This window comes from Leyella stercorea, from assembly GCF_021531655.1.
In genome coordinates this window covers 23921-45564 of the sequence record NZ_JADYUF010000030.1, presented here as the reverse complement: position 1 = coordinate 45564, position 21644 = coordinate 23921, and the positions used below count along the sequence as shown (strand labels likewise).

General features: G+C 46.0%; 19 protein-coding genes and 1 pseudogene. 7 read left to right on the top strand and 13 right to left on the bottom strand.

What is annotated here, in order from left to right:
* Positions 1-94 precede the first annotated feature (94 nt).
* Positions 95-547: a hypothetical protein gene (locus tag I6E49_RS09680; RefSeq protein ID WP_235402007.1), complete on the bottom strand. Its 453-nt coding sequence runs from the start codon at positions 545-547 to the stop codon at positions 95-97.
* 200 nt (positions 548-747) lie between these two features.
* Here I6E49_RS09680 and I6E49_RS09675 point away from each other — a divergent pair, with 200 nt between their 5' ends.
* Positions 748-2430, top strand: coding sequence for a glycogen/starch synthase (locus I6E49_RS09675; RefSeq protein WP_235402006.1), 1683 nt, complete (start codon positions 748-750; stop codon positions 2428-2430).
* A gap of 204 nt (positions 2431-2634) precedes the next feature.
* The gene (gene glgP / locus I6E49_RS09670) at positions 2635-5190 is read left to right on the top strand and encodes an alpha-glucan family phosphorylase (RefSeq protein WP_235402005.1); all 2556 of its coding nucleotides are present in this window, start codon (positions 2635-2637) and stop codon (positions 5188-5190) included.
* A 328-nt stretch (positions 5191-5518) separates the two neighbouring features.
* Here the strand turns inward: glgP and I6E49_RS09665 are convergent, their stop codons facing one another.
* Positions 5519-6319 carry an MBL fold metallo-hydrolase gene (locus I6E49_RS09665; RefSeq protein ID WP_235402004.1) on the bottom strand — a complete coding sequence of 267 codons (801 nt, stop codon included), beginning with the start codon at positions 6317-6319 and terminating at the stop codon, positions 5519-5521.
* A gap of 174 nt (positions 6320-6493) precedes the next feature.
* Here I6E49_RS09665 and I6E49_RS09660 point away from each other — a divergent pair, with 174 nt between their 5' ends.
* The 4 genes and pseudogenes from I6E49_RS09660 (at position 6494) to I6E49_RS14750 (ending at position 7912) form a co-directional block, all read left to right on the top strand.
* On the top strand, positions 6494-6781 hold the full coding sequence (locus tag I6E49_RS09660) for a type II toxin-antitoxin system RelE/ParE family toxin (protein ID WP_235402008.1): 288 nt from the start codon (positions 6494-6496) through the stop codon (positions 6779-6781).
* A 2-nt stretch (positions 6782-6783) separates the two neighbouring features.
* Positions 6784-7113: a helix-turn-helix transcriptional regulator gene (locus I6E49_RS09655; RefSeq protein WP_235402002.1), complete on the top strand. Its 330-nt coding sequence runs from the start codon at positions 6784-6786 to the stop codon at positions 7111-7113.
* A 76-nt stretch (positions 7114-7189) separates the two neighbouring features.
* Positions 7190-7406: pseudogene (locus tag I6E49_RS14650) on the top strand (helix-turn-helix transcriptional regulator); the annotation flags it as partial.
* Positions 7407-7687: 281 nt separating this feature from the next.
* Positions 7688-7912 carry a phage integrase SAM-like domain-containing protein gene (locus tag I6E49_RS14750; RefSeq protein ID WP_441006968.1) on the top strand — a complete coding sequence of 75 codons (225 nt, stop codon included), beginning with the start codon at positions 7688-7690 and terminating at the stop codon, positions 7910-7912.
* A 400-nt stretch (positions 7913-8312) separates the two neighbouring features.
* On the opposite strand, the gene I6E49_RS09640 is transcribed toward I6E49_RS14750, so the two are convergent.
* From I6E49_RS09640 to I6E49_RS09625, 4 genes are all read right to left on the bottom strand, one after another.
* A complete protein-coding gene (locus I6E49_RS09640; RefSeq protein ID WP_235402000.1) occupies positions 8313-8726 on the bottom strand; it encodes a hypothetical protein in 414 nt (137 codons plus the stop codon).
* A 66-nt stretch (positions 8727-8792) separates the two neighbouring features.
* The gene (locus I6E49_RS09635; RefSeq protein WP_235401998.1) at positions 8793-9608 is read right to left on the bottom strand and encodes a hypothetical protein; all 816 of its coding nucleotides are present in this window, start codon (positions 9606-9608) and stop codon (positions 8793-8795) included.
* A 142-nt stretch (positions 9609-9750) separates the two neighbouring features.
* Positions 9751-10161: a lipocalin family protein gene (locus I6E49_RS09630; protein WP_235401996.1), complete on the bottom strand. Its 411-nt coding sequence runs from the start codon at positions 10159-10161 to the stop codon at positions 9751-9753.
* A gap of 42 nt (positions 10162-10203) precedes the next feature.
* Complete coding sequence (locus I6E49_RS09625) at positions 10204-11241, bottom strand: HIRAN domain-containing protein (RefSeq protein ID WP_235401994.1); 1038 nt, start codon at positions 11239-11241, stop codon at positions 10204-10206.
* A gap of 580 nt (positions 11242-11821) precedes the next feature.
* Here I6E49_RS09625 and I6E49_RS09620 point away from each other — a divergent pair.
* Positions 11822-12040, top strand: a complete 219-nt coding sequence (locus tag I6E49_RS09620) for a hypothetical protein (protein WP_235401992.1) — start codon at positions 11822-11824, stop codon at positions 12038-12040.
* Positions 12041-12837: 797 nt separating this feature from the next.
* Here the strand turns inward: I6E49_RS09620 and I6E49_RS09615 are convergent.
* The 7 genes from I6E49_RS09615 to ileS all read right to left on the bottom strand — a co-directional run bounded on the left by I6E49_RS09615 (position 12838) and on the right by ileS (position 21245).
* Positions 12838-14436, bottom strand: coding sequence for a dipeptidase (locus tag I6E49_RS09615; protein WP_441006969.1), 1599 nt, complete (start codon positions 14434-14436; stop codon positions 12838-12840).
* A gap of 47 nt (positions 14437-14483) precedes the next feature.
* Entirely contained in the window at positions 14484-15332 is an 849-nt protein-coding gene (gene nadC / locus I6E49_RS09610; RefSeq protein WP_235401989.1) for a carboxylating nicotinate-nucleotide diphosphorylase, read from the bottom strand.
* A gap of 30 nt (positions 15333-15362) precedes the next feature.
* Entirely contained in the window at positions 15363-15584 is a 222-nt protein-coding gene (locus tag I6E49_RS09605) for a hypothetical protein (RefSeq protein ID WP_235401988.1), read from the bottom strand.
* Positions 15581-16510, bottom strand: coding sequence for a DUF4296 domain-containing protein (locus tag I6E49_RS09600; RefSeq protein WP_235401987.1), 930 nt, complete (start codon positions 16508-16510; stop codon positions 15581-15583). The genes I6E49_RS09605 and I6E49_RS09600 overlap by 4 nt, the downstream gene beginning before the upstream one ends.
* Positions 16507-17145: a lipoprotein signal peptidase gene (locus I6E49_RS09595; protein WP_235401986.1), complete on the bottom strand. Its 639-nt coding sequence runs from the start codon at positions 17143-17145 to the stop codon at positions 16507-16509. The genes I6E49_RS09600 and I6E49_RS09595 overlap by 4 nt, the downstream gene beginning before the upstream one ends.
* 1 nt (position 17146) lies before the next feature.
* Positions 17147-17527: a TraR/DksA family transcriptional regulator gene (locus tag I6E49_RS09590; protein ID WP_235401985.1), complete on the bottom strand. Its 381-nt coding sequence runs from the start codon at positions 17525-17527 to the stop codon at positions 17147-17149.
* Positions 17528-17621: 94 nt separating this feature from the next.
* Complete coding sequence (gene ileS / locus I6E49_RS09585) at positions 17622-21245, bottom strand: isoleucine--tRNA ligase (RefSeq protein ID WP_235401984.1); 3624 nt, start codon at positions 21243-21245, stop codon at positions 17622-17624.
* Positions 21246-21644: the final 399 nt, after the last annotated feature.

Below are 21644 nucleotides of genomic sequence, written 5' to 3'. Positions count from 1 at the left end.
TTGCTTAGGCAAGCGGCAGAGCCGAGCGGCCCTGGGCTATGAGCTTCTGCCCCTTCGGGGCGTACTGCTGTGAGTTTTGACACGCCCTCTTCACTTACCACAAGTCTGGCATCCGCTCATGCGGAACCAAGACTATCTCAGTAGGAATCTTCAGCCACTTGCGATTCACCACAATCTTTAGTCGGCTTCCGCCAGTCTGCTTCAGCACATACGTATTGTCCTTAGGATTGTAAGTGAGCGTAGCTGTAAGGTCTTCCGACCCGTAATCGTTGATAATTTCCAACTCGGCCTTGTTCTTGCCCACAATCTTGGCATCGGTCACAAGCCATTTACGTGAGTCGCGCAACGCCCCGAAGAATCCAGGAACCGTCCCGAACACGTCCTGTCCAGGGACGCTAATATTAGCCTCATACAGATTCACGTCCATATACACCTTATACTCGTCGTTGTATATATAAGTGTGGAATACTTGGTTGGAATTTACGTTTTGTGCTGCTCCGACAAGTATGGAGGCCATCGCAAGTAAAAGCATAAGAAATCGTTTCATGTTTTTTTATTCTGTTTTTTATGGAAAAATATACAATTGTTAATATAACATTTGTCTGCACAACGGCAATTTTTGCCCTATAGCAATGCAAATATAACGAATTCAAATCAAGAATAGATGTAAAAAACGAAAAAAAAAGCAGAAATCCTCGTGTTTTTGCTTTTAATATACTATTTTTGCAGCAAATATTTAACTTTTTTATGAAAAAAGAGAGACTATTTCCTGATTATATTTTTGAGTCAAGTTGGGAAGTTTGCAACAAAGTAGGTGGTATTTATGCAGTTCTTTCCACCCGTGCAAAGACCCTTAAAGAGAAGCTTGGCGACAATTTGGTTTTCATCGGTCCCGATTGTTGGGGCGAGAAGCAAAGCCCGTATTTTGAGGAAGACCCCACACTTCTTAAGCCTTGGCGTACAGCAGCAGCCAAACAAGGTCTTAACATAAAGATAGGTCGCTGGACTGTTCCTGGCAATCCCGTAGCTGTATTGGTTGACTTCCAGCCTTATTTCGCCAAAAAGGACGAAATATATGGCGAATTGTGGGAGAAATACCACGTTGACAGCCTTCACGCTTATGGCGACTACGACGAAGCCTCTATGTTCTCGTATGCAGCAGCACTCGTAGTGGAGAGCTATTACAATTATTACATAAGCAAGAAGAAGCGTGCCAACAAGACCATATACCATGCCAATGAATGGATGACCGGTTTGGGCGCTCTATATATCAACGACCGTCTGCCGCAAGTTGCCACAATCTTTACTACACATGCTACAAGCATCGGACGAAGCATCGCTGGCAACAACAAGCCCCTCTATGAATATCTTGAAGCTTACAACGGCGACCAGATGGCTGACGAGCTCAATATGCAGAGCAAGCAATCAATCGAAAAGCAGACAGCTGCCCATGTAGATTGCTTCACCACCGTGAGTGAGATTACAGCACGCGAGTGTGCCGAACTGCTCGACAAGCCTGTTGATGTGGTTCTGCCTAACGGATTTGAAGACGACTTCGTACCGCAGGACAAGGCTTTCGACCGCAAGCGCGAGGCTGCACGCAAGCGTCTGCTCGACATCACACGCGCCCTCACAGGCGACGAAGTAGCCGACGACGCTATAATAATCTCTACAAGCGGACGCTACGAGTGGCGCAACAAGGGAATTGATGTATTCATCGAAGCTGTAAATCGTCTGCGTCTTTCTGCCGACGAGCTTAACAAAGAGATTGTAGCATTCATTGAGGTGCCGGCTTGGGTCAACTGCAAGCGCGACGACCTTGCCGAACGTCTTGAAAAGATGGCTCAGGGCGAAAAGTTTGACACTCCGCTCGACACTCCGGTCATCACCCACTGGCTCAACGAGCAGCAGAACGACCGTGCCCTTGGCATGATGAACTGGCTCGGAATGCACAATCAGAAGGGCGAGAAGGTGAAGCTGATATTCATCCCCTGCTATCTCACAGGCGACGACGGTATCGTTAACCTCTCTTACTTCGATGTCATCCTCGGCAACGACCTCTGTGTCTACCCGTCATACTACGAGCCGTGGGGCTACACCCCGCTTGAGGCTGTAGCATTCAAGGTGCCTTGCATCACTACCGACCTTGCAGGATTCGGACTATGGGCACACTCAGAGTGCGGAGGCAAGTCGACACTCGACAACGGCGTGGAGGTAATCCATCGTACCGACTACAACTACAATGAGGTGGCAGACGACATCAAGAAGACTGTCATCAAGTATGCCAATGCAACCAAGACCAAGCAGACACGTATGCGCAACAACGCACGCTCTCTGTCAGAAAAGGCTCTTTGGACTCATTTCATTGAGTACTATTACAATGCCTACGATTTTGCATTGCGCAAAGCTGAAGCAAGAAAAGAAAAATAATAAATATCAAATTATAAACTGAGCTTTAGCAAGTTCAGAGAATTCAGTAGTTAAAGGAGTTAAGAAGTTAAGCCAAATGCTTATAATGCTATATCAAGCAAAAAAAACTAATGGCTTAACTCCTTAGCGACCGTAGGGTGCGACAACTCCTTAACTTCTTAACTACTTTCGCTTGCGAAACTTAAATTATAAATAAAAAAATCTATGAAAATTAAAGCAGATTATGCTAACGCTCCCCAGTGGAAGGAAGTTACTATCAAGTCTACCCTTCCTGCAGAGCTGAAGTGTCTTGACGAGCTCGCGCACAATATGTGGTGGGCTTGGAACTATGAGGCTCGTGATATGTGGAAGAGCCTTGACAACGCCCTCTACGAAGAGGTAGGTCACAACCCGGTAATGCTTCTCGACCGCCTGAGCTACGAGCGCAAGGAGGCTATCGTTAAGGACAAGGCCATCATGGAGCGCGTTAAGGCTGTGTACAAGAAGTTCCGCGAGTATATGGACGTTGCTCCTGATGCAACACGTCCTTCTGTGGCTTACTTCTGTATGGAGTATGGTATCAACCAGGTTGTCAAGATCTACTCAGGTGGTCTTGGTATGCTCGCCGGCGACTACATGAAGGAGGCTTCTGACTCTAACGTCAACATGTGTGGCGTAGGTTTCCTCTATCGTTACGGCTACTTCAAGCAGACTTTGTCAATGGACGGTCAGCAGATTGCCCAGTACGACGCCCAGAACTTCAACTCACTCCCCGTAGAGCGCGTTCTCGACGAGAACGGTCAGCCTATGGTAGTTGACGTTCCTTACATGAACTATCAGGTTCACGCTTATGTATGGGTGATGAACGTAGGCCGTATCAAGCTCTACCTCCTCGATACCGACAACGAGATGAACTCAGAGTTTGACAAGCCTATCACACACGCCCTCTATGGCGGCGACAACGAGAACCGTCTGAAGCAGGAGATTCTTCTCGGTATCGGCGGTATGCTCACACTCAAGAAGCTCGGCATCAAGAAGGACATCTACCATTGCAACGAGGGCCACGCAGCTCTCTGCAACCTCCAGCGTCTTATCGACTACATCAAGGAAGGACTGTCGTTCAACGAGGCTCTTGAGCTCGTTCGCGCTTCTTCACTCTATACAGTTCACACTCCGGTGCCTGCTGGCCACGACTACTTCGACGAGTCGCTCTTCGGCAAGTACATGGGCGGCTATCCCAGCATGCTCGGCATCTCTTGGGACGAGTTCATCGGCATGGGTCGTACAAACCCCGATGACCACTCAGAGCGCTTCTGTATGTCTACATTCGCTTGCAACACATGCCAGGAGGTCAACGGCGTAAGCAAGCTCCACGGATGGGTAAGCCAGCGTATGTTCGCTCCTATCTGGAAGGGCTACTATCCTGAGGAGAGCCACGTAGGCTACGTCACCAACGGCGTTCACTTCCCCACATGGACAGCTACAGAGTGGCGCAAGGTTTACGCCAAGTATTTCGACAAGAACTACATCTACGACCAGAGCAACGAGAGCCTCTGGCACTCTATCTATAATGTGCCCGACGCAGAAATCTGGGAGACACGTATGGCTCTCAAGAAGAAGCTCGTTGACTACATCCGTGAGAAGTTTGCCGCTACATGGCTCAAGAACCAGGGCGACCCTTCACGCGTAGTGACATTGCTCGAGAGCATCACTCCTAACGCTCTCTACATCGGCTTCTGCCGTCGCTTTGCTACCTACAAGCGTGCCCACCTTCTCTTCACCGACCTTGAGCGTCTGTCTAAGATCGTGAACAATCCGGAGCGTCCGGTCAAGTTCATCTTCTCAGGTAAGGCCCACCCGGCTGACGGTGCCGGCCAGGGCTTGATCAAGCGTATCTTCGAGATCAGCCAGCGTCCTGAGTTCCTCGGCAAGATCATCTTCCTTGAGGACTACGACATGCAGCTTGCACGCCGCTTGGTTTCAGGAGTTGATATATGGATGAACACTCCGACACGTCCTCTTGAGGCTTCCGGTACATCAGGCGAGAAGGCCGAAATGAACGGTGTTGTCAACCTCTCAGTACTCGACGGCTGGTGGGTTGAGGGCTATCGTCAGGGTGCAGGCTGGGCTCTCAAGCAGGAGCGCACATACCAGAACCAGGGCTATCAGGATCAGCTCGACGCCGCCACAATCTACTCTCTCCTTGAGAACGAGATTCTGCCGCTCTACTACAACCGCAACAAGCAGGGCTTCAGCGATGGCTGGATCAAGACCATCAAAAACTCCATCGCCACTATCGCTCCCCATTACACAATGAAGCGTCAGCTCGACGACTACTATGATAAGTTCTACACCAAGGAGGCTGCCAACTTCAAGAAGCTGTCTGCCGACAACAACCGCCTCGCCAAGGAGCTTGCTGCCTGGAAGGAAGCTGTTGCCCAGCGTTGGGACTCAATCCGCGTAGTCAGCAAGGACGACTCTGTGCTTTACGGCGCCGAGACTGGCAAGAAGTACACTCTGCGCTACGTCATTGACGAGCAGGGCTTGAACGACGCCATCGGACTTGAGCTCGTGTCTATCAAGACCGACCAGAACGGCGAGGAGCACATCTTCTCTAAGCGTGAGTTTGAAGTTGTAGGCCACGAGGGCAACAACTATACATTCGAGACTACATTCGAGCCTGACGTAGCCGGCACATTCAAGAGCTGCGTGCGTATGTATCCTAAGAACGAGAACCTCGTTTATCGTGAGGACTTCTGCTACGTTAAGTGGCTTGACTAATATTCATCAAAAAAGGCTGACACCTCATCTCTGAAGTGTCAGCCTTTTTTATATATCTCTTTATTGAACTTTCGCAAGTTCAGAAGTTATAGAATTTAAAGAAGTTATAGATTTTAAAGCCGTATGTCTTATAGCTGAATATTCAGCAAAAAGAGTAATGGCTATAAATTCTAGCGACCGTAGGGAGCGCAGTTTCCTTGAGCTTTGTGAAAAACTTCTTTAACTTCTGAATTCTCTGAACTTGCTAAAGTTCAGTCTCTTTATAAGAACATTTTGTGACAAAGCCTGTTATCAACAGGCGATTTTCAGTTTTCATATACGCGCTTTATCAGCCATTCAATTTAATGGTTTCCATATCATCAGGCACTTCTATTCTTCCTCCAAATCCGATGGCAGCCTCCTTTGTGTAACAGTCCTTACGTGTAGCAAGAGTCTTCTCCTCCGTGTGGTATAGAATGAGGTTTTTGACATGAAGTTCAGCCGCAAGTCTTCCTGCGTCAAGAGCCGTACTATGACTCTTTTCGTAAGGCTTAAATATGTCGCGGTCGGCATAAAGACAGAAAGCCTCGCACATCATCCAGTCGGCATTTTCTATATAAGGGCGATTTGCATGATTGTATGGTTCATCACCAAGACACGCCAGTATGGTATGGTCTGGCAATACGGCACGAAATCCATACTGCTTCTCCTTCGTCGAATGGATGTCGAAGCAGGTCATCTGAATATCGCCGACGTTGAAGTTCTCACCATCCGTAAGTTCGTGAAACACAACACGCTCCTCAACTTTAGCCAATTGTTTTTTAGCCAGAATCATGTCAATAATAGTACGCACAACCTTCATCACCTTGTCGTTGCCATAGACGTGCAGCTTATCCTCATACCCCTTGCATTGGGCTACCATACGTACAATCCAAATTACGCCCAACACATGGTCGGTATGAGCGTGAGTGACAAAGAGGTGATGAATGTCAGAGATAGAAATCTTTGCCTTATCCAGCTGCGTAAGTATGCCATTACCACCTCCAGCGTCAACAAGAAGCAATGTGGTATCTGTGGATAGAACAAAACATGTATTGTAAATATGGGAAACTGTGGCGCTACCCGTGCCAAGCATCGTTATCTTATTCATTATATTTTATATTAGTTCTACGTACAAAGGTAGTATTTTTTGAAGACAAACAATGCCTTTTTCTTTATAATGTTTCTTATTTGTGAAACATTATACTTACCTTTGTATGCAAAAAGAAAATGTATGGCACAAAATATATTCCGACTTGTCTTGACAGACTAGGCACAAAACTTCATTGAGAGTTTACCCGAAGCTGTATCCTACAAGATTTACTACAACATCAAGCGTGTTGCAGGTGGTGAACGCAACAAGGAACTTTTTAAGAAGTTGGAGAATTCGGAAATATGGGAGTTTCGTACATTATACAATAAAACGGCTTATCGCTTATTCGCCTTTTGGGATAAAGACAAAGAGACATTGGTGATTGCCACTCACGGCATCATTAAGAAAACCCAGAAGACACCAAGTAAAGAAATTGCGAAAGCTGAAGCAATCAGAAAAGAATATTTCAAAAACAAGTAATTATGGCACAAATGAATCTTACTCCATTGGACGATGTGCTTGACAAGCATTTCGGCAAAGTTGGCACTCCAAAACGTAATGCTTTTGAAAGTGAAGTGGATGAAGCATTGCATGCTTATAGGCTGGGTGAAGCCATCAAGAAAGCTCGCATAGAACAGAACTTGACGCAAGAGCAACTTGGTGAGCGTATAGGAGTGAAAAGAGCACAAATATCTCGATTGGAAAGAGGTTATAGCATAACCATTCCAACTATGAGAAGAGTGTTCAAGGCATTGGGTGTAGTAACTGCAACTATTGACTTGGGAATAGCAGGCAAAGTTGCACTGTGGTAAATCTTTATTATATGGTGTAAAATGACAGAAAAGACAACAGACCTCATAATATCGAAGTTGCTTGATTAACGGTATTGAGCCAATCATGGATCTGCAACATCAGGAGTATCTTACCTTCTCTAAAGCTGCCATTCTGATGGGATGCACCCGACAGTATATCTACAAACTTGTGGCTAATGGCAAGCTGAAGGCATCAAGATTGAGCAGCCGAATGGCATTCGTAAGAAAGGCTGATATAGAGAAGATGTTTGAGGGTAATCCCTACAAGCGTGTGGTTCCTGCCAGCAAGAGCAAGCTCAGTAAAAAGGCAAAAGCTGAAAAGCCAACACAAAACCAGGAACCAATAAAAGGGGAAGAGGAGTATGAGGTGCTTGACTATTATCCAGGCTATCGTGACGAGAGCACGATGAAAGTCATCCGCCATGAGTCGTTTGGCATCTACATCTATGCCAAATCGAAGAACCTGATGGAACAGAAGTACAACCTCAACCTTACGGCAAGAGCCGATGCGATACGCTGCTGTCGCTTCGAGGCTATCGTCAACGAGCGTTACGATTTCTTCGACAAGTAGAAGATGAAAGGCGATTTCCTTGCCTACTTCAAGAAACTGGCGGACAAGAAGAACTCCAAGTGCCAACACGTTTATATGCACTTTCGTACCTCCATGCAAGGCAAGTGTACCTTCGGGAAGATAAACGTGGACTTGTGCAACAGATTTCGTGAGTATCTGCTGACAGCACCACAGGGACTGCATAAGAACAGAAAACTACATATCAACTCAGCAGCCAACTACTGGTAAACCGACGACAAACCGAGCGCAATCAAACTTGTTTGAATTGCCGAGGTGCGAAGGAGGAAACCGAAAGGTAACTTTCCGTGCTTCAATCCACACAGCCTATCGTGATCGGAAGATAAAGGAGAACCCAAATGGCTTCTTGGAACGTATCGAGACAATCCCGACTGACAAGGAGCATCTTTCACAGGACGAGGTTAGGTGTTCGCCGATTTCAAAGACTCCATGACATAGGCACCGCTGAAAAATTGGCAGAAAGATGCAGGGACAGTAGTAAGGGGTCGATGGTCGTACTAATTCTTTAAAATAGAGGAGAACGCAATATGTACATTTGCACTCTCCTTTATTTTTCGGCATTATTCAAACAACCACGATATACTACACAATTACACAGAAGCATTCGCTTCTATTTTCTCCAGTTTATTTTTCCTTTCAATATAAATATATAGAAAACAATCAATGAGAAAAAGATTATTCCAAGAAAAACAACAAGAAAAGAAACAATGATTAGTATTATCAATCCAATAAAAGTACGTTTGCAAAAAACTTCCCTTTTGAATAGTTCTAAAGTTGTAACACTATCATCTTCCTTTGCTTTTTTATGGCAATCATAAAGAGTTAAAACCAGCCATGTAACAATTGTCATTATAATTCCTGTGACAATACTTGTCACAATAATAGATTCGAAGGGCAACTTATCTTGATAATTAGTGTAATCATCATGCGTTGCTACTTCATAAATGTTTATACCATAGCAAGAAACAAAAAGAGTAAGACTGCCAACCACCGTAGATTTTTCTAGCTTCTCTTCATTATTCATATTCTCTATTACTATATTTACCTTATACTCTTATTGTCTTATAAGTTAGAAAATAAAAACTTGACATTAACGAACATATTTCAATTCGTTACTGTTTATATGGATAGAGCTACCATCCATATATTCTATATAGATGTCTGTTAGTACAAGCTTCTTTGCAGAATAATTGTACCAAAGACAATCCCAATATGTTCCGTAACCATAAGTCGCTCCTGGCTTTATAGGGCCAGTAACCTTACCACCACCTTCAATGGTTCCACGAGCTTCACATGAAACTGGGTCACCCACAGCATTTATAGGATAGCCACTCCAGTTTAAATATTTTATAGTCTTATTAGATACATTCTTCCATACAAAATGAGCGTCTACACCGCCAGCACTATTAGGAGATGATATATAAGCCTTCTTTATCTTTATCGTATTTTTTAACAGGTCTATTCTCTTAGCTCTCTTAAGACTATCCAGTCTCTTGGTTTCTGCAGCATCTATAGCGGCGAGAGAATCAAGTCTTTCTTTATCAGCCTCACTATTAGAAGTTGACTCTGTTTTATAAGAAGATGTTTGATTATTATCAGAACAATCTTTTAGTATACAAATACAAAAGAGAAAAATAATCAAAGAAATTAGTAATACAAAAGCTAATGGGAAGGTTGTAGGTTTTTCCCCGGTATTGTTGCTTTTAATCTTATTATTTGAAGAATAAGGAACTTGTTTGTTATCAAATTCCATGCTTTCCTCTTCCTCTATTTGAGGCATTTGAGCATTAACCTTAACTTGTCTTTCAGCCTCTTCTTGTTTCGCCTTGTTTTCTTCCTCTTTGCGTTTCTTATCGGCCTTCCATTCTAAGAACTCTTCAAATTCTTTCTTTTCGTCTTCTGTCATTATATCTCAGTTTTAAGTTATTACACAATTAATGAACATTAGTCTCATGCAAACTCACCTGTCCCACTTTAAATTTTAAAACGCCACCGTTGCAAAACAGCAACAGTGACGTTAATCTTTATTGCTATCTATTTGAAAGAATTTATTTTTTCTTCCAAGTATAGTTAAAACTTACGCCTTGACTTGATGAACCACTCCATTTCATCTTATTACCACTAACAACAATCGTTGCGTTGAAAGTGTCACCATAAGTGTTCTTAGCTGACATTTTATTGCCGTCAAGCTTCCATGTGCCATTGCCGATAGAGCTTGCAGTAGAAGAGAATTTGCCATCCTCACTTATGGTAATGGACTCGCCAACCATATAACCAGTTATGGTTTTACCGTCCACTTTATCTGTACTTGCGGTACATGTCCAAGTTCCAACTACTTCTTGCACATTGATGTCTTTGCTGCCGTCTCCGTCATCGTCACTACTACATGACATAAATAACATAACTGATACTGAGACTACGAGCATCGCTAAGATGCTCAAAATTTTGTTTGTTTTCATACTGTTGTTTTTTTTACTTGTATATTAATAGTTTAAACTTACTTATATATCATCATAAGCGTCATAATCTTCATCACAATCATCGGCTTCCTCATATTCCTCATCTTCTTCTACCAATTTCTTGTTAATTGAATCTTCAAAATTAAACATAACACTTCTGTTTATTATAAAAATTGACACTTCGCCACCAGGCACTGTAAACTTAGAACTATATAAGCATTTCTGATTTTCTGTTGCTTCCAATTCGTCACCATCACCTTCGTAATATGGGGCACAAAATGTACGTGAATCAGTCGTTGGATTTCCATATTTTCTCATATAGAGTTCTCTCACATTCAGATATTTACTCTTCAAAGACTCCCAAGAACGCTCTTGCTCCGAAACAACAATTACAGAATAGACGTGATTCAATTCTTCATTTTCACCTACATATATCTTAACTTTTAGCCCGGCAAATTGTCCAGTAAGAGATTCTCCATCATTATCGAAGCCTGCATTCATGATTTTTGCTCTTACTTTCTCTATTGATCCATTTAATGGAACCCCTTTGAACGTAATATGTCCTTCATCATCAGGACTGTCCGTTAACAGACTTTCGTACTTTTCATGTATTTTCGCTTCAAATTCTTCTAGTTCATCTTTTAGTTTTAAGGCATAAACATTGATAAAGTGTTCCATCATATTGTTTACATAATCAGCCTGCCCATCATAATATCTAAAAATGCGAACCACACCTTTAAGACCTTTCTCTCCTTCTTTGTAAATGAAAGGTGCAATATAGATGAGACAAGGCGCATTTTCTCCATCCGTGAATTTCTTTACTTCAAGGATGCACTCCTTCGAAACATATCCAATATGCTTTCCACTGTCATGGAAAATAGCAATTGCATTAGGATCATGTTCATTGTTAGGCTCAGCTTTTAGATAACCGCCTTCTATTGAATACTCTGTATAATTATCAAAGTCAACATAGAAAGACAATCCTGATATTCTTGCTTCAAGAGAATCTTTATTTATGTCTCCAGTCATGTCGTTTTTGTCAAAAGCGATAGAAAAACTTAAAGAAATACTACTTTTCATATTCTTTGTCTTATTGGGTAAGGTTTTGATGATATACGAAAGCAATCGTCTTAATAATATATCGATTATGGAACTTCTGTTATTATATTTAACTTAAACGCAAAAACGTGAGACTCTACACTTGTCCGTCACTTATTCTTGGTCGTAGGAAACCATTGCTTGATGACGAACAGATAGAATCTCACGCTGAAAGTTATAAATAACCCCGAAAAGTGTGCCGCTGAGGTTTGTCCTCCTTGGCACACTACGAGGGTTGATTGTACAACCTACCCGTGACATCTTCTCTGCTAAGCCATTGACAAGCATTTTGAATTTCCTACGTTCAGAATAATCAATGAACAAAGCGTTGACGACGCCTTATGTATGTTTTGCAAACGCATTTATTGCGAATGCGCAGCAAAGTTACTAAAAAACAATAAGAATAAAGACATTATTTGTTATCGGTTTCGTAAAAACTGAAATTTTAGTCCAATTATGCCATTATTTTAGTCCAATTATGCCATTATAATGACCGAAAAAATCATACAATATGTTAAATCCATAGTGCATGGTACAATAAACCGTGTCAACGCTATAAGAAATGTGGCAGAAGCGGTTGAATGCTTATGCTTTGATAGATGGCGACAGCAAGTATCTTAGCTTTATTGACGTGAATACGGAGATTGTTCACTACAAACGCGAAGTTATAGGTCAGAAGAATGCCGTAAAGGAAGAACTCGCCAGTGCCAAAATTTATAATACTACACTTTTGGAAATGTACAATGATTTGAAGGCTCGTTGGAATGCCATTTGGCAATAGCCTGAAATGACAGACGCATGGAGACGAGTGGAAGCACGTAAGGAGAAAGAAACAATAGGAAAAGGCTCGGCAAGAAGCCGAAGCCAAACGTGAAAGCATGGCTCGGCAAATTTCGGCTCCTAACGACACGGCATATTGTACAGCCATGGGTCCCAATCCTCCAAAATCAGCAAACCACTCCATCGGACAGGCATAGTTGCAACCGTTTCATTCTTCCAACTTTCCGCCACAGAATGCACAGTTATAGAGCCAAGGCGAAATCCAACATCCAGTCATATTAAATTACCTTTACTTGCCATGTTTAGTTTGCAATCTGTCAAAATACCGTGTGATTGAAAGTTAAATACGTTAAATCTTCACCTTTTCGTATCTAATCAGAATCAATACGGTCACTTTTCTACCGTTTAGAGCGTATAACATAGATAATCAACAAATAATAGATACGTAACGAGTACAAAGTAGACAAATTAAACAGAAAGTATATTTTGCATTGAAGCGGACTCCATCCGAATCCGCCTTAATAGATAAAGCCTTTGTCTTGCACCCAACCAACGTAGGACAAGGGCTTTTCTTTTTTCAGCGGTATGCTCCGCCTTCAGCACCTCCTTCGCTGCGCTCTTCGCACTTTTGGCTTTTGCAATCTCTCAGGCGTGAGAGTCAATAACGTAAGGTAGCATGAATGCAATTAATAAATTTATGTCTTCAAAACCCTGTTGAACCAAAAAAGGAGGTTTTGGCATAACAACCAAAACCTCCTGATATTGTCTTTGACAATAAGTATGCTTATTCAGCATCCGTTACTTGTCCGCTGGCACAGCATACCAATCGCCAGTCTCTTTAACGAGTTTTCTTGCGAAGCTTTCGGGGTAGCCCGGACGCATCACTCTCTTGAGAATCTTGCCGTCTTTCTCTTGCTTCACGCCCATATCGTTGTATTTTACGATGATGCGTATTGCAAGGTTCTTCCACTCCGCCAGCATCTGCTGGGCCTTCTCCACGCTATACTCGTTGAGCATACGCAGAGCAGCCGGCTTGTCTGTAGCATAGAGATTCATAGCCTTCTTCTCGAAATCGGCCTGCCGGGCAAAGTAGCTTGACTCAAGCGAATCGCGCACAGCCTGAAGTTCGGGGAATATCTGCGAGTAGCGTGGATAGACCATATTGCTCACCCAGTTGCATACCCAGAAAGCATTTTTGTCTGAGAAGGTCACAGCGTCGGCACCTGGAGTGTTATAGCACTCAGGCTGTACGGTATTGCCGCAATATACCGGAGTGTAGGCAATCATGTTGGCATCGTCGTTGCCGAACCAAATGACGCCACCAATCTCTCGCGGCATCCACGAACGTAGCTGCGATACGAACGAGAAAGCCGTCTGCTGGGTGGAAATCGGACGTTCGTTGAAGTAAGTCTTGCCGTCAACCTTGAACTGCAATGGTGTGGGACGATAAGGCATCTGATAGATTCCTCCTCCCACATTCGTTGTGTCGAGTGCCATGGCTGTGCCCTCATAGTGGTCGCGCATACCCATTTGCACGTCATGGACGCTCAATTTGCGGTCGGGGACAATCCAAAGCGGCATGTCCTCAGCATTGGGATCCTTGCCGAGTGCCCATGGCAAATAGCGGTCGAAACCCTTCTGATAATGATTGAAGAAGCTCCAGACACGAGCGTCGCAGAACCGGCGGCCGGAGAAGTCGGGACGGGCATAGGTGTTCTTCCATGAGAAGTCGGCATCCCTGCCGGTAAACCATCCCATCTTACGGGCATAGGAAATTACATTCTTCGAGCAGACGACATTCTTCTTGTCCCTCATATCGAACTTGCCGATACGGCTCTGATTGGCATGAGCGCATATAGCGTTGTCAGGTATTCGCATAGCCACCCATACAACACCCTTACTGCCCGGACCGGTACCCATCATCTCCATAATCCACGCCTCGTTAGGGTCGCAGATTGAGAATGTCTCGCCACTTGAGCAATAGCCGTATTTCTCGACGAGCGAGGTCATTACCGAAATGGCCTCACGAGCCGTCTTGGCACGCTGAAGAGTGACGTAGATGAGCGAACCGTAGTCGAGTATACCGGTAGTGTCTACCATCTCCTCACGTCCGCCATAAGTGGTCTCGCCAATAGAGAGCTGAAACTCGTTGATGTTGCCGATAACATTATACGTTACGGGAGCCTCGGGTATTTCGCCATGATACTCGCCTGTGTCCCAGTCGAATATCTTGCGCATCTCGCCCTTCTGATGAGTGCCTGCAGGATAATGGCACAAGTGGCCGAACATACCGTAGTCGTCGGCATTGTAGGATACGAGTACCGAACCGTCAACGCTGGCTTTCTTGCCAACAATAAGGTTGGTACAGGCAGAAGCCTCCATTGCCGATGCCGACATAATGGCGGCAAGGGCAAAAGTCTTGATTTGCTTTGATATGTTCATAATCAGCAAGCCTTAAACGACATATCAAGTCCCTTGACAGAATGTGTCAAGGCACCTACAGAGATGAAGTCGACACCACACTCGGCATAGTCGCGAATTGTGTCGAAAGTGATGCCACCACTCGACTCGGTCTCATACTTGCCTGCAACCATCTCTACAGCCTTCTTTGTATTCTCCACCGAGAAGTTGTCGAGCATGATACGGTTGATGCCGCCACAATCCATAGCCTGCTGCAGTTCATCAAAATTGCGCACCTCTATCTCAATCTTCAGGTCAAGACCCTTCTCCTTGAGATACTCGTGACAACGGTTGATTGCGTTGGCTATACCACCGGCAAAGTCAATATGGTTGTCCTTAAGCAGAATCATGTCAAACAGACCGATACGATGGTTCATGCCGCCACCAATCTTTACAGCCTGCTTCTCGAGCATACGCAGTCCTGGAGTAGTCTTACGAGTGTCGAGAACATGAGTCTTTGTACCCTTGAGGTGCTCTACATACTTGGCTGTCATTGTAGCGATACCGCTCATGCGCTGCATGATGTTAAGCATCAGACGCTCGGTCTGAAGCAGAGAGCGCACCTTGCCGGTAACAACCATAGCGATGTCGCCCTTCTTGACGTGGGCACCATCGCCTATGAGAACTTCAACCTGCATAGTAGGGTCGAATCGTGCAAATACACGCTTTGCCACTTCTACTCCGGCAAGGATGCCGTCTTCCTTTATCAACAAGTGCGACTTGCCCATAGCTGTGTCGGGGATACAGCAAAGGGTTGTGTGGTCGCCATCGCCTATATCCTCGGCAAAAGCGAGGTCAATAAGGCGGTCTTCCAATTCGTTTACACTAAGCATAATATAATGTTTGATTTATAATTATAAGTTTTATTGATTGTCGGTGATTATCACTCCGTCCTTGTAGGCATACAGCTTTCCGTCGGCAGAGCGCCCGATGGTGACAGTGCCCCCCAGCCACTCGGTAAACGGACGTTCGCCATACAACGGATAGGCACTACATACGTACGTTCCTTCCACTTCTACCACTCCGGGCTTCATCTCGTTGCCATCCTCGTCAATCACCCTATTAGCTGCCACTATGCGTGTCATAGTCGGCGGTTCATTAGAGGTGTGGGAGGAGGCAGACGCTTCAGGCTGTCAAGGCCCGGACGACCAATCGAGTCGGTCTTCAGGCTTTCGCCCTCCGGATTGGTAGCGGGTTCGGCTACATGCATCCTTACGAGTCGTACGTTAGACACGACAAACAGCTTGAATGTAGTGGCGGATGATGTAGGCATCGACCTGTCGCTCGACAACATCCAGAATCCACGCACAGACTTTATAGCCAACCGTCCCTCGTTCATTATCTGCATATGATAATGTGTTGACGAATTGATGCTGTTGTTGACATACTCCACGCTATCGTTGGCATAGGTTACGGCGAGCACAACAGAAGCATCACGCATTCCGTCCTGATATAGGAATTGAGTGTCGAAGTCGAGCACCATACGGTCGCCTTTATGGTACGAACTGTCGGCCTTTATCTCGAACGACATACGATTTGTTGCGACATAGGGCGACAGAACAAATGCCGATGAGCGTTTCCATACATTAGTAGTGTCGGCATTATCCGTGATATCGCCAAGGCCTGCCTGTCCGCCATGTTCTACAGCCTCACGATCAAGTCGATCGGCAATCTTGGTGTACACCTGCTGCAACTCACGCGTGTGGCGTGTGTAATACACCATCGACGAGTCGAAGTCGGCTTCCGTAACTCCGTGGTTCTGCAGAATGCTGACGCGATAGGCTCGCATAGCTATCGAGTCGGGCGAGTTGTAGTCGGTCTGCACAATACCTTCTGCCACGTGATAGTCGTACAAGATATCGGCCATCTCGTCGGGTTGCAGATAGCGTCCAGGTATACCAGGCTTGCATCCCGTCAGAACAAACGCCATAAATAGAGCCATGCATGCTGCCAGCAAACTACACTTTCCGGCTCGGCAAGCCGTATGTGATACAATGTTTGTATTTGTCATTTTTTCCAAGCTAAAGACATTCGCTCCAGATCGTTTCGGAAGAAGAGCAACAAGGCTGCCACTCCAACACTTATGCACGAGTCGGCAAAATTGAATATCGGCGAGAAGAAGACAAAGTCGTCACCGCCCACCATCGGCATCCAATCGGGGTAAGTAGTGCGTATAATCGGGAAATAGAACATGTCCACCACCTTGCCGTGCAGGAATGTAGAATATCCTGTACCGAACGGCACAAAACCAGCCACACTAAATGGTGTCGAGGCATCGAAGACAAGACCGTAGAACAGGCAGTCTATAAGATTGCCTGCGGCACCAGCCAGTATCATAGCCAGACAAACGACGTAGCCACGGCTGTACAGTCCGCTTTTTACTGCACGCCAAATGTACCATGATATGGCACCAATGGCAAAAGTGCGGAATAGCGACAGCACCAGTTTGTTGAAGAATGTCATTCCGTATGCCATTCCGTTGTTCTCGATAAACTCTATGTAGAACCAGTCGGTAACACGTATTGCCTCGCCCAATGTCATATTGGTCTTAACCTCAATTTTTATAATTTGGTCGATGACAAGAATCAGGGTCACGATGGCAACGGCAAGCCATCCGTTGGTGATGTACTTCTTTTTGTTTTCCATATTATTTCTTTCGTGCATTCTTCGACTCGACACTCAAGGTGGCGTGAGGCACGATGCGGAGTCTTTCCTTCGGAATGAGCTGACCGGTAATGCGGTCTATACCGTAGGTTTTGTTCTCGATGCGCACAAGTGCCGCCTCAAGTCCTTGAATGAACTTTTGCTGACGGTTGGCCATTTGTGCTATCTCCTCCTTCGACTGCGATGCGCTGCCTTCCTCCAGAGCCTTGTATGTAGGCGAGGTATCCTCCACCCCATTGCCGTCTGCATTCATCAGCTGCTGCATCATCGAGTTGAAGTCGCGACGTGCCAAGCGAAGTTTTTCGTTTATAATGTTCTTGAATTCCTGAAGTTCCTCGTCTGAGTAACGTAATTTTTCTGTCATAGTTGTTAGGATTATTAGTGGTATAACTAGGTTGAATATAGTAAAATGCAGTTGGGTGCGACCTGTTCAGCCGCACCCTTCTGCCCTATTATGTTTAAGCCTTAACTATCTTGATGTTGATCATGAAGCCGTCGATTTCGGTCTCTGTGCCGTCGTTGTCGGCGAGAGTAATGTCGAGAGCGAGCACCTGCGACTGGATGTAGTCGGCAAAGCCTGCCACAGCCTTCTCCACCTTCTCGTTAGGAGCGAGAGTGACGTGGATGCGGTCGGTAATCTCGAGTCCGCTCTCCTTACGGAGGTTCTGTATGCGCGAGATAAGCTCGCGAGCCATACCCTCGTTGCGAAGCTCGTCGTTGAGTTCTATCTCAAGCGCAACTGTCAGTTTACCCTCGTTGCTTACGAGCCAGCCCGGGATATCCTCCGAGATAATCTCAACATCGGCAGCCTCTACCTCTACGGCGTTGCCTTCTACCTCTACGGCAATCTTGCCATTAGTCTCGAGTTGGGCAATCTGCTCCTGGTCGAGAGCCGACATGGCAGCAGCGATGCCTTTCATCAGCTTGCCAAACTTCTTGCCCATGGTGCGGAAGTTGCACTTCACCTTCTTCACCAATACGCCAGAGCCTTCTACGAAGCGCAGTTCCTTAACGTTCACCTCCGAGAGGATAAGGTTCTTAACAGCCTCGATATGGCGACGCTGCTCGTCGTCGACAGCAGGAATCATGATAGCCTGTAGCGGCTGACGTACGGCGATGTTTACCTTCTTGCGCAGAGCGTGAACCATTGAGGTAATCTTCTGTGCCATACCCATACGCTCCTCAAGTTCGCGGTCGATGAGCTTCTCATCAGCAACGGGGAACTTGGCGAGATGTACTGATGTTGTACCCTCAAGCTGAGCTGCATCCAGGTCGCAGAAGAGCTGATCGGCAAAGAACGGAGCGAACGGAGCGAGCAGCTTGGCTACGGTAGTCAGACAGGTATAGAGAGTCTGATAAGCAGCAAGCTTGTCCTGCGACATTTCCTTACCCCAGAAACGTTTACGGTTCAAGCGTACATACCAGTTAGAGAGGTCATTGTTGACGAAGTCTTCAATGAGTCGGCCAGCACGAGTGGGGTCAAAATTCTCCATCTCCTTCTGCACACCGTTGATGAGAGTGTTCAGTACAGAGAGTACCCAACGGTCAATCTCCGGACGCTCTGCAACGGGCACCTGAGCAGCCTCGGTATCGAAAGCATCGACATTGGCATAGCCTGAGAAGAACGAGTATGTATTATATAATGTACCGAAGAACTTGCGGCGCACCTCGTCTACACCTTTCTCGTCATACTTGAGGTTGTCCCAAGGCTCCGAGTTGGTCATCATGTAGAAGCGAACGGCGTCAGCACCGTACTTCTCTATCTGGTCGAACGGATTTACGGCGTTGCCCAAGTGCTTTGACATCTTGTTGCCCTTAGCGTCGAGCACCAATCCCGAAGAAATTACGTTCTTGAAGGCCACCGAGTCGAACACCATTGTAGCGATAGCGTGCAGAGTGAAGAACCATCCACGTGTCTGGTCGACACCCTCGTTGATGAAGTCGGCTGGATAGAACTTGGGCGCAATGGCAAAGCCCTCATACTGGCTGTTGACAAGAGCCTTGCGGTCTTCCTCTGTACCGTGCGACATCTCGCCTTCAAACGGATAGTGAAGCTGAGCGTAAGGCATAGAACCCGAATCGAACCAAACATCGATAAGGTCGGCCTCACGATGCATTGGCTTACCCTCGTCGTTTACGAGCACGATATAGTCTACGTAAGGACGGTGGAGGTCGATGCGGTCGTAGTTCTCCTTAGAGTAGTCGCCCGGTACGAATCCCTTGTCCTTCATAGGGTTGCTCTTCATCACACCAGCAGCCACAGACTTCTCTATCTCGGCATAAAGTTCCTCAAGCGAACCGATGCACTTCTCGCCACGGTTTTCGTCGCGCCAGATAGGCAGCGGAGTTCCCCAGAAGCGTGAGCGTGAGAGGTTCCAGTCGTTGAGGTTCTCAAGCCAGTTGCCGAAACGTCCGGTACCTGTAGATTCGGGTTGCCAGTTGATAGTCTTATTGAGTTCCACCATACGCTCCTTGCGTGCCGTGTCCTTGATAAACCAGCTGTCGAGCGGATAGTAGAGGATAGGCTTGTCTGTACGCCAGCAATGTGGATAGTTGTGTACGTGCTTCTCGGTCTTGAAAGCCTTGCCCTCCTGCTTCAGTTCGTAGCAGAGCACAACGTTCAGGTCCTCAGCCTTGTCCGAAGCTTTCTTGTCCCAAACACCGTTCTGGTTGAACTGCGGGTCGTAGGCATTCTTAACATAGTCGCCAGCGTGGTGAGCGTATTTCTCGTTGTCTACACAAGTCTTCACGAAGTTGCCGTCAAGCTCTTCCAAGATGTAGAACTTGCCCTGGAGGTCAACCATCGGGCGTGTCTCGCCCTTCTTGTTGATGAGGTAAAGAGCCGGGATATTGGCATCCTTTGCCACCTTGGCGTCGTCGGCACCAAATGTCGGAGCGATATGGACAATACCAGTTCCGTCGTCGGTTGTAACATAGTCGCCGAGAATTACGCGGAAAGCCTCGCTCTCCATCTCCACGAACTTGTCGCGACCATCCTCGCCAGTAAACACTTTCTCCGGATGAGACTCAGCATATTCAGTCACAAACTTCGGAGCGAAACCGTCCACCTTCTCACATGGCTTCACCCACGGCATAAGCTGCTCGTAGTGCATGCCCTCAAGTTCTGTACCCTTGAAATGGCCTGTGATGCGCCACGGACATTGTTTTTTCTCCTTGTCAAACGGAGCCAACTCGCCCTCGGTACATTCCTGCTCAGGCTTCAAGTAAGCCTTCACAAGATTCTCAGCCATAACGATAGTGATTGGCTCGCCGCTATAGAGGTTGTATGTCTCTACCGAAACGTAGTCAATCTTAGGACCAACGCAGAGCGCAACGTTCGAAGGCAAAGTCCACGGAGTTGTAGTCCATGCTACGAAGTATGGCTTACCCCACTTTGTCCACTCTTCTTTCGGGTCACGGATTAGGAACTGTACGGTAGCAGTCAGATCCTTCACGTCGCGATAGCAGCCAGGCTGGTTGAGCTCGTGCGACGACAGACCTGTACCAGCGCCTGGCGAGTACGGCTGAATGGTGTAGCCCTTATAGAGCAGTCCCTTGTTGTAGAGCTGCTTGAGCAGCCACCACAGCGTCTCAATATACTTGTTGTCGTATGTGATATACGGATGGTCGAGGTCTACGAAGTAACCCATTTCCTCGGTCAGCTTGCGCCACTCGGCTGTAAACATCATCACATTTTCACGACACTTACGGTTGTATTCCTCGGTAGAAATATACTTCTCCGAAGCCTTGTTGTCAATATCCTTCTTGGTGATACCCAATTCCTTCTCTACGCCCAATTCTACGGGGAGTCCGTGTGTGTCCCAGCCTGCCTTGCGGTGAACCTGAAATCCCTGCATTGTCTTATAGCGATTGAATGTGTCCTTTATGGCGCGTGCCAATACGTGGTGAATACCAGGATGGCCATTGGCAGAGGGAGGTCCCTCAAAGAATACGAACTGCGGACAGCCTTCGCGCTCGTCGATCGACTTGTGGAAGACATCGTCAGCCATCCACTTGTCCAAAACTTCCTTGTTGGTTTCTACAAGATTGAAACCCTTGTGTTCAACAAACTTGTTTGACATTTTATAATTTAACGTTTTGTATTTATTTTCCTCAGAATTGTTATAACGGATGCAAAGATAATGAAAAATGAGGATATACGTGCGATATTGAATGTAAAAAATCACAACGCCAGCCCATACGTTTTCCTTTCTTCGTTCATTACCTCATCGTTGCCCGTTAATCCATAGTTCATCCTACGTTAATACACAGCTCTCATCCCGAACGAATCCCGAACGGTTCCCGAACGATTCTCATTCGCGTTTCGATTGGCGAACGAAGACGGAACGGAGGATGAACGAAGGACGAACGAAGACCTATCGAGAAGCTATCGAAGACTTATCGAGAAGCTATCGAAGACCTATCGAGAAGCTATCGAAGACCTATCGAGAAGCTATCGAAGACCTATCGAGAACTAACGA

What these genes read in the sequence shown, in the direction of transcription:
- I6E49_RS09680 (WP_235402007.1), bottom strand. Translation starts at nt 547, where the DNA reads ATGAAACGATTTCTTATGCTTTTACTTGCGATGGCCTCCATACTTGTC.
- I6E49_RS09675 (WP_235402006.1), top strand. Translation starts at nt 748, where the DNA reads ATGAAAAAAGAGAGACTATTTCCTGATTATATTTTTGAGTCAAGTTGG.
- glgP (WP_235402005.1), top strand. Translation starts at nt 2,635, where the DNA reads ATGAAAATTAAAGCAGATTATGCTAACGCTCCCCAGTGGAAGGAAGTT.
- I6E49_RS09665 (WP_235402004.1), bottom strand. Translation starts at nt 6,319, where the DNA reads ATGAATAAGATAACGATGCTTGGCACGGGTAGCGCCACAGTTTCCCAT.
- I6E49_RS09655 (WP_235402002.1), top strand. Translation starts at nt 6,784, where the DNA reads ATGGCACAAATGAATCTTACTCCATTGGACGATGTGCTTGACAAGCAT.
- I6E49_RS14750 (WP_441006968.1), top strand. Translation starts at nt 7,688, where the DNA reads ATGAAAGGCGATTTCCTTGCCTACTTCAAGAAACTGGCGGACAAGAAG.
- I6E49_RS09640 (WP_235402000.1), bottom strand. Translation starts at nt 8,726, where the DNA reads ATGAATAATGAAGAGAAGCTAGAAAAATCTACGGTGGTTGGCAGTCTT.
- I6E49_RS09635 (WP_235401998.1), bottom strand. Translation starts at nt 9,608, where the DNA reads ATGACAGAAGACGAAAAGAAAGAATTTGAAGAGTTCTTAGAATGGAAG.
- I6E49_RS09630 (WP_235401996.1), bottom strand. Translation starts at nt 10,161, where the DNA reads ATGAAAACAAACAAAATTTTGAGCATCTTAGCGATGCTCGTAGTCTCA.
- I6E49_RS09625 (WP_235401994.1), bottom strand. Translation starts at nt 11,241, where the DNA reads ATGAAAAGTAGTATTTCTTTAAGTTTTTCTATCGCTTTTGACAAAAAC.
- I6E49_RS09620 (WP_235401992.1), top strand. Translation starts at nt 11,822, where the DNA reads ATGTGGCAGAAGCGGTTGAATGCTTATGCTTTGATAGATGGCGACAGC.
- I6E49_RS09615 (WP_441006969.1), bottom strand. Translation starts at nt 14,436, where the DNA reads ATGTCGGCATCGGCAATGGAGGCTTCTGCCTGTACCAACCTTATTGTT.
- nadC (WP_235401989.1), bottom strand. Translation starts at nt 15,332, where the DNA reads ATGCTTAGTGTAAACGAATTGGAAGACCGCCTTATTGACCTCGCTTTT.
- I6E49_RS09605 (WP_235401988.1), bottom strand. Translation starts at nt 15,584, where the DNA reads ATGACACGCATAGTGGCAGCTAATAGGGTGATTGACGAGGATGGCAAC.
- I6E49_RS09600 (WP_235401987.1), bottom strand. Translation starts at nt 16,510, where the DNA reads ATGACAAATACAAACATTGTATCACATACGGCTTGCCGAGCCGGAAAG.
- I6E49_RS09595 (WP_235401986.1), bottom strand. Translation starts at nt 17,145, where the DNA reads ATGGAAAACAAAAAGAAGTACATCACCAACGGATGGCTTGCCGTTGCC.
- I6E49_RS09590 (WP_235401985.1), bottom strand. Translation starts at nt 17,527, where the DNA reads ATGACAGAAAAATTACGTTACTCAGACGAGGAACTTCAGGAATTCAAG.
- ileS (WP_235401984.1), bottom strand. Translation starts at nt 21,245, where the DNA reads ATGTCAAACAAGTTTGTTGAACACAAGGGTTTCAATCTTGTAGAAACC.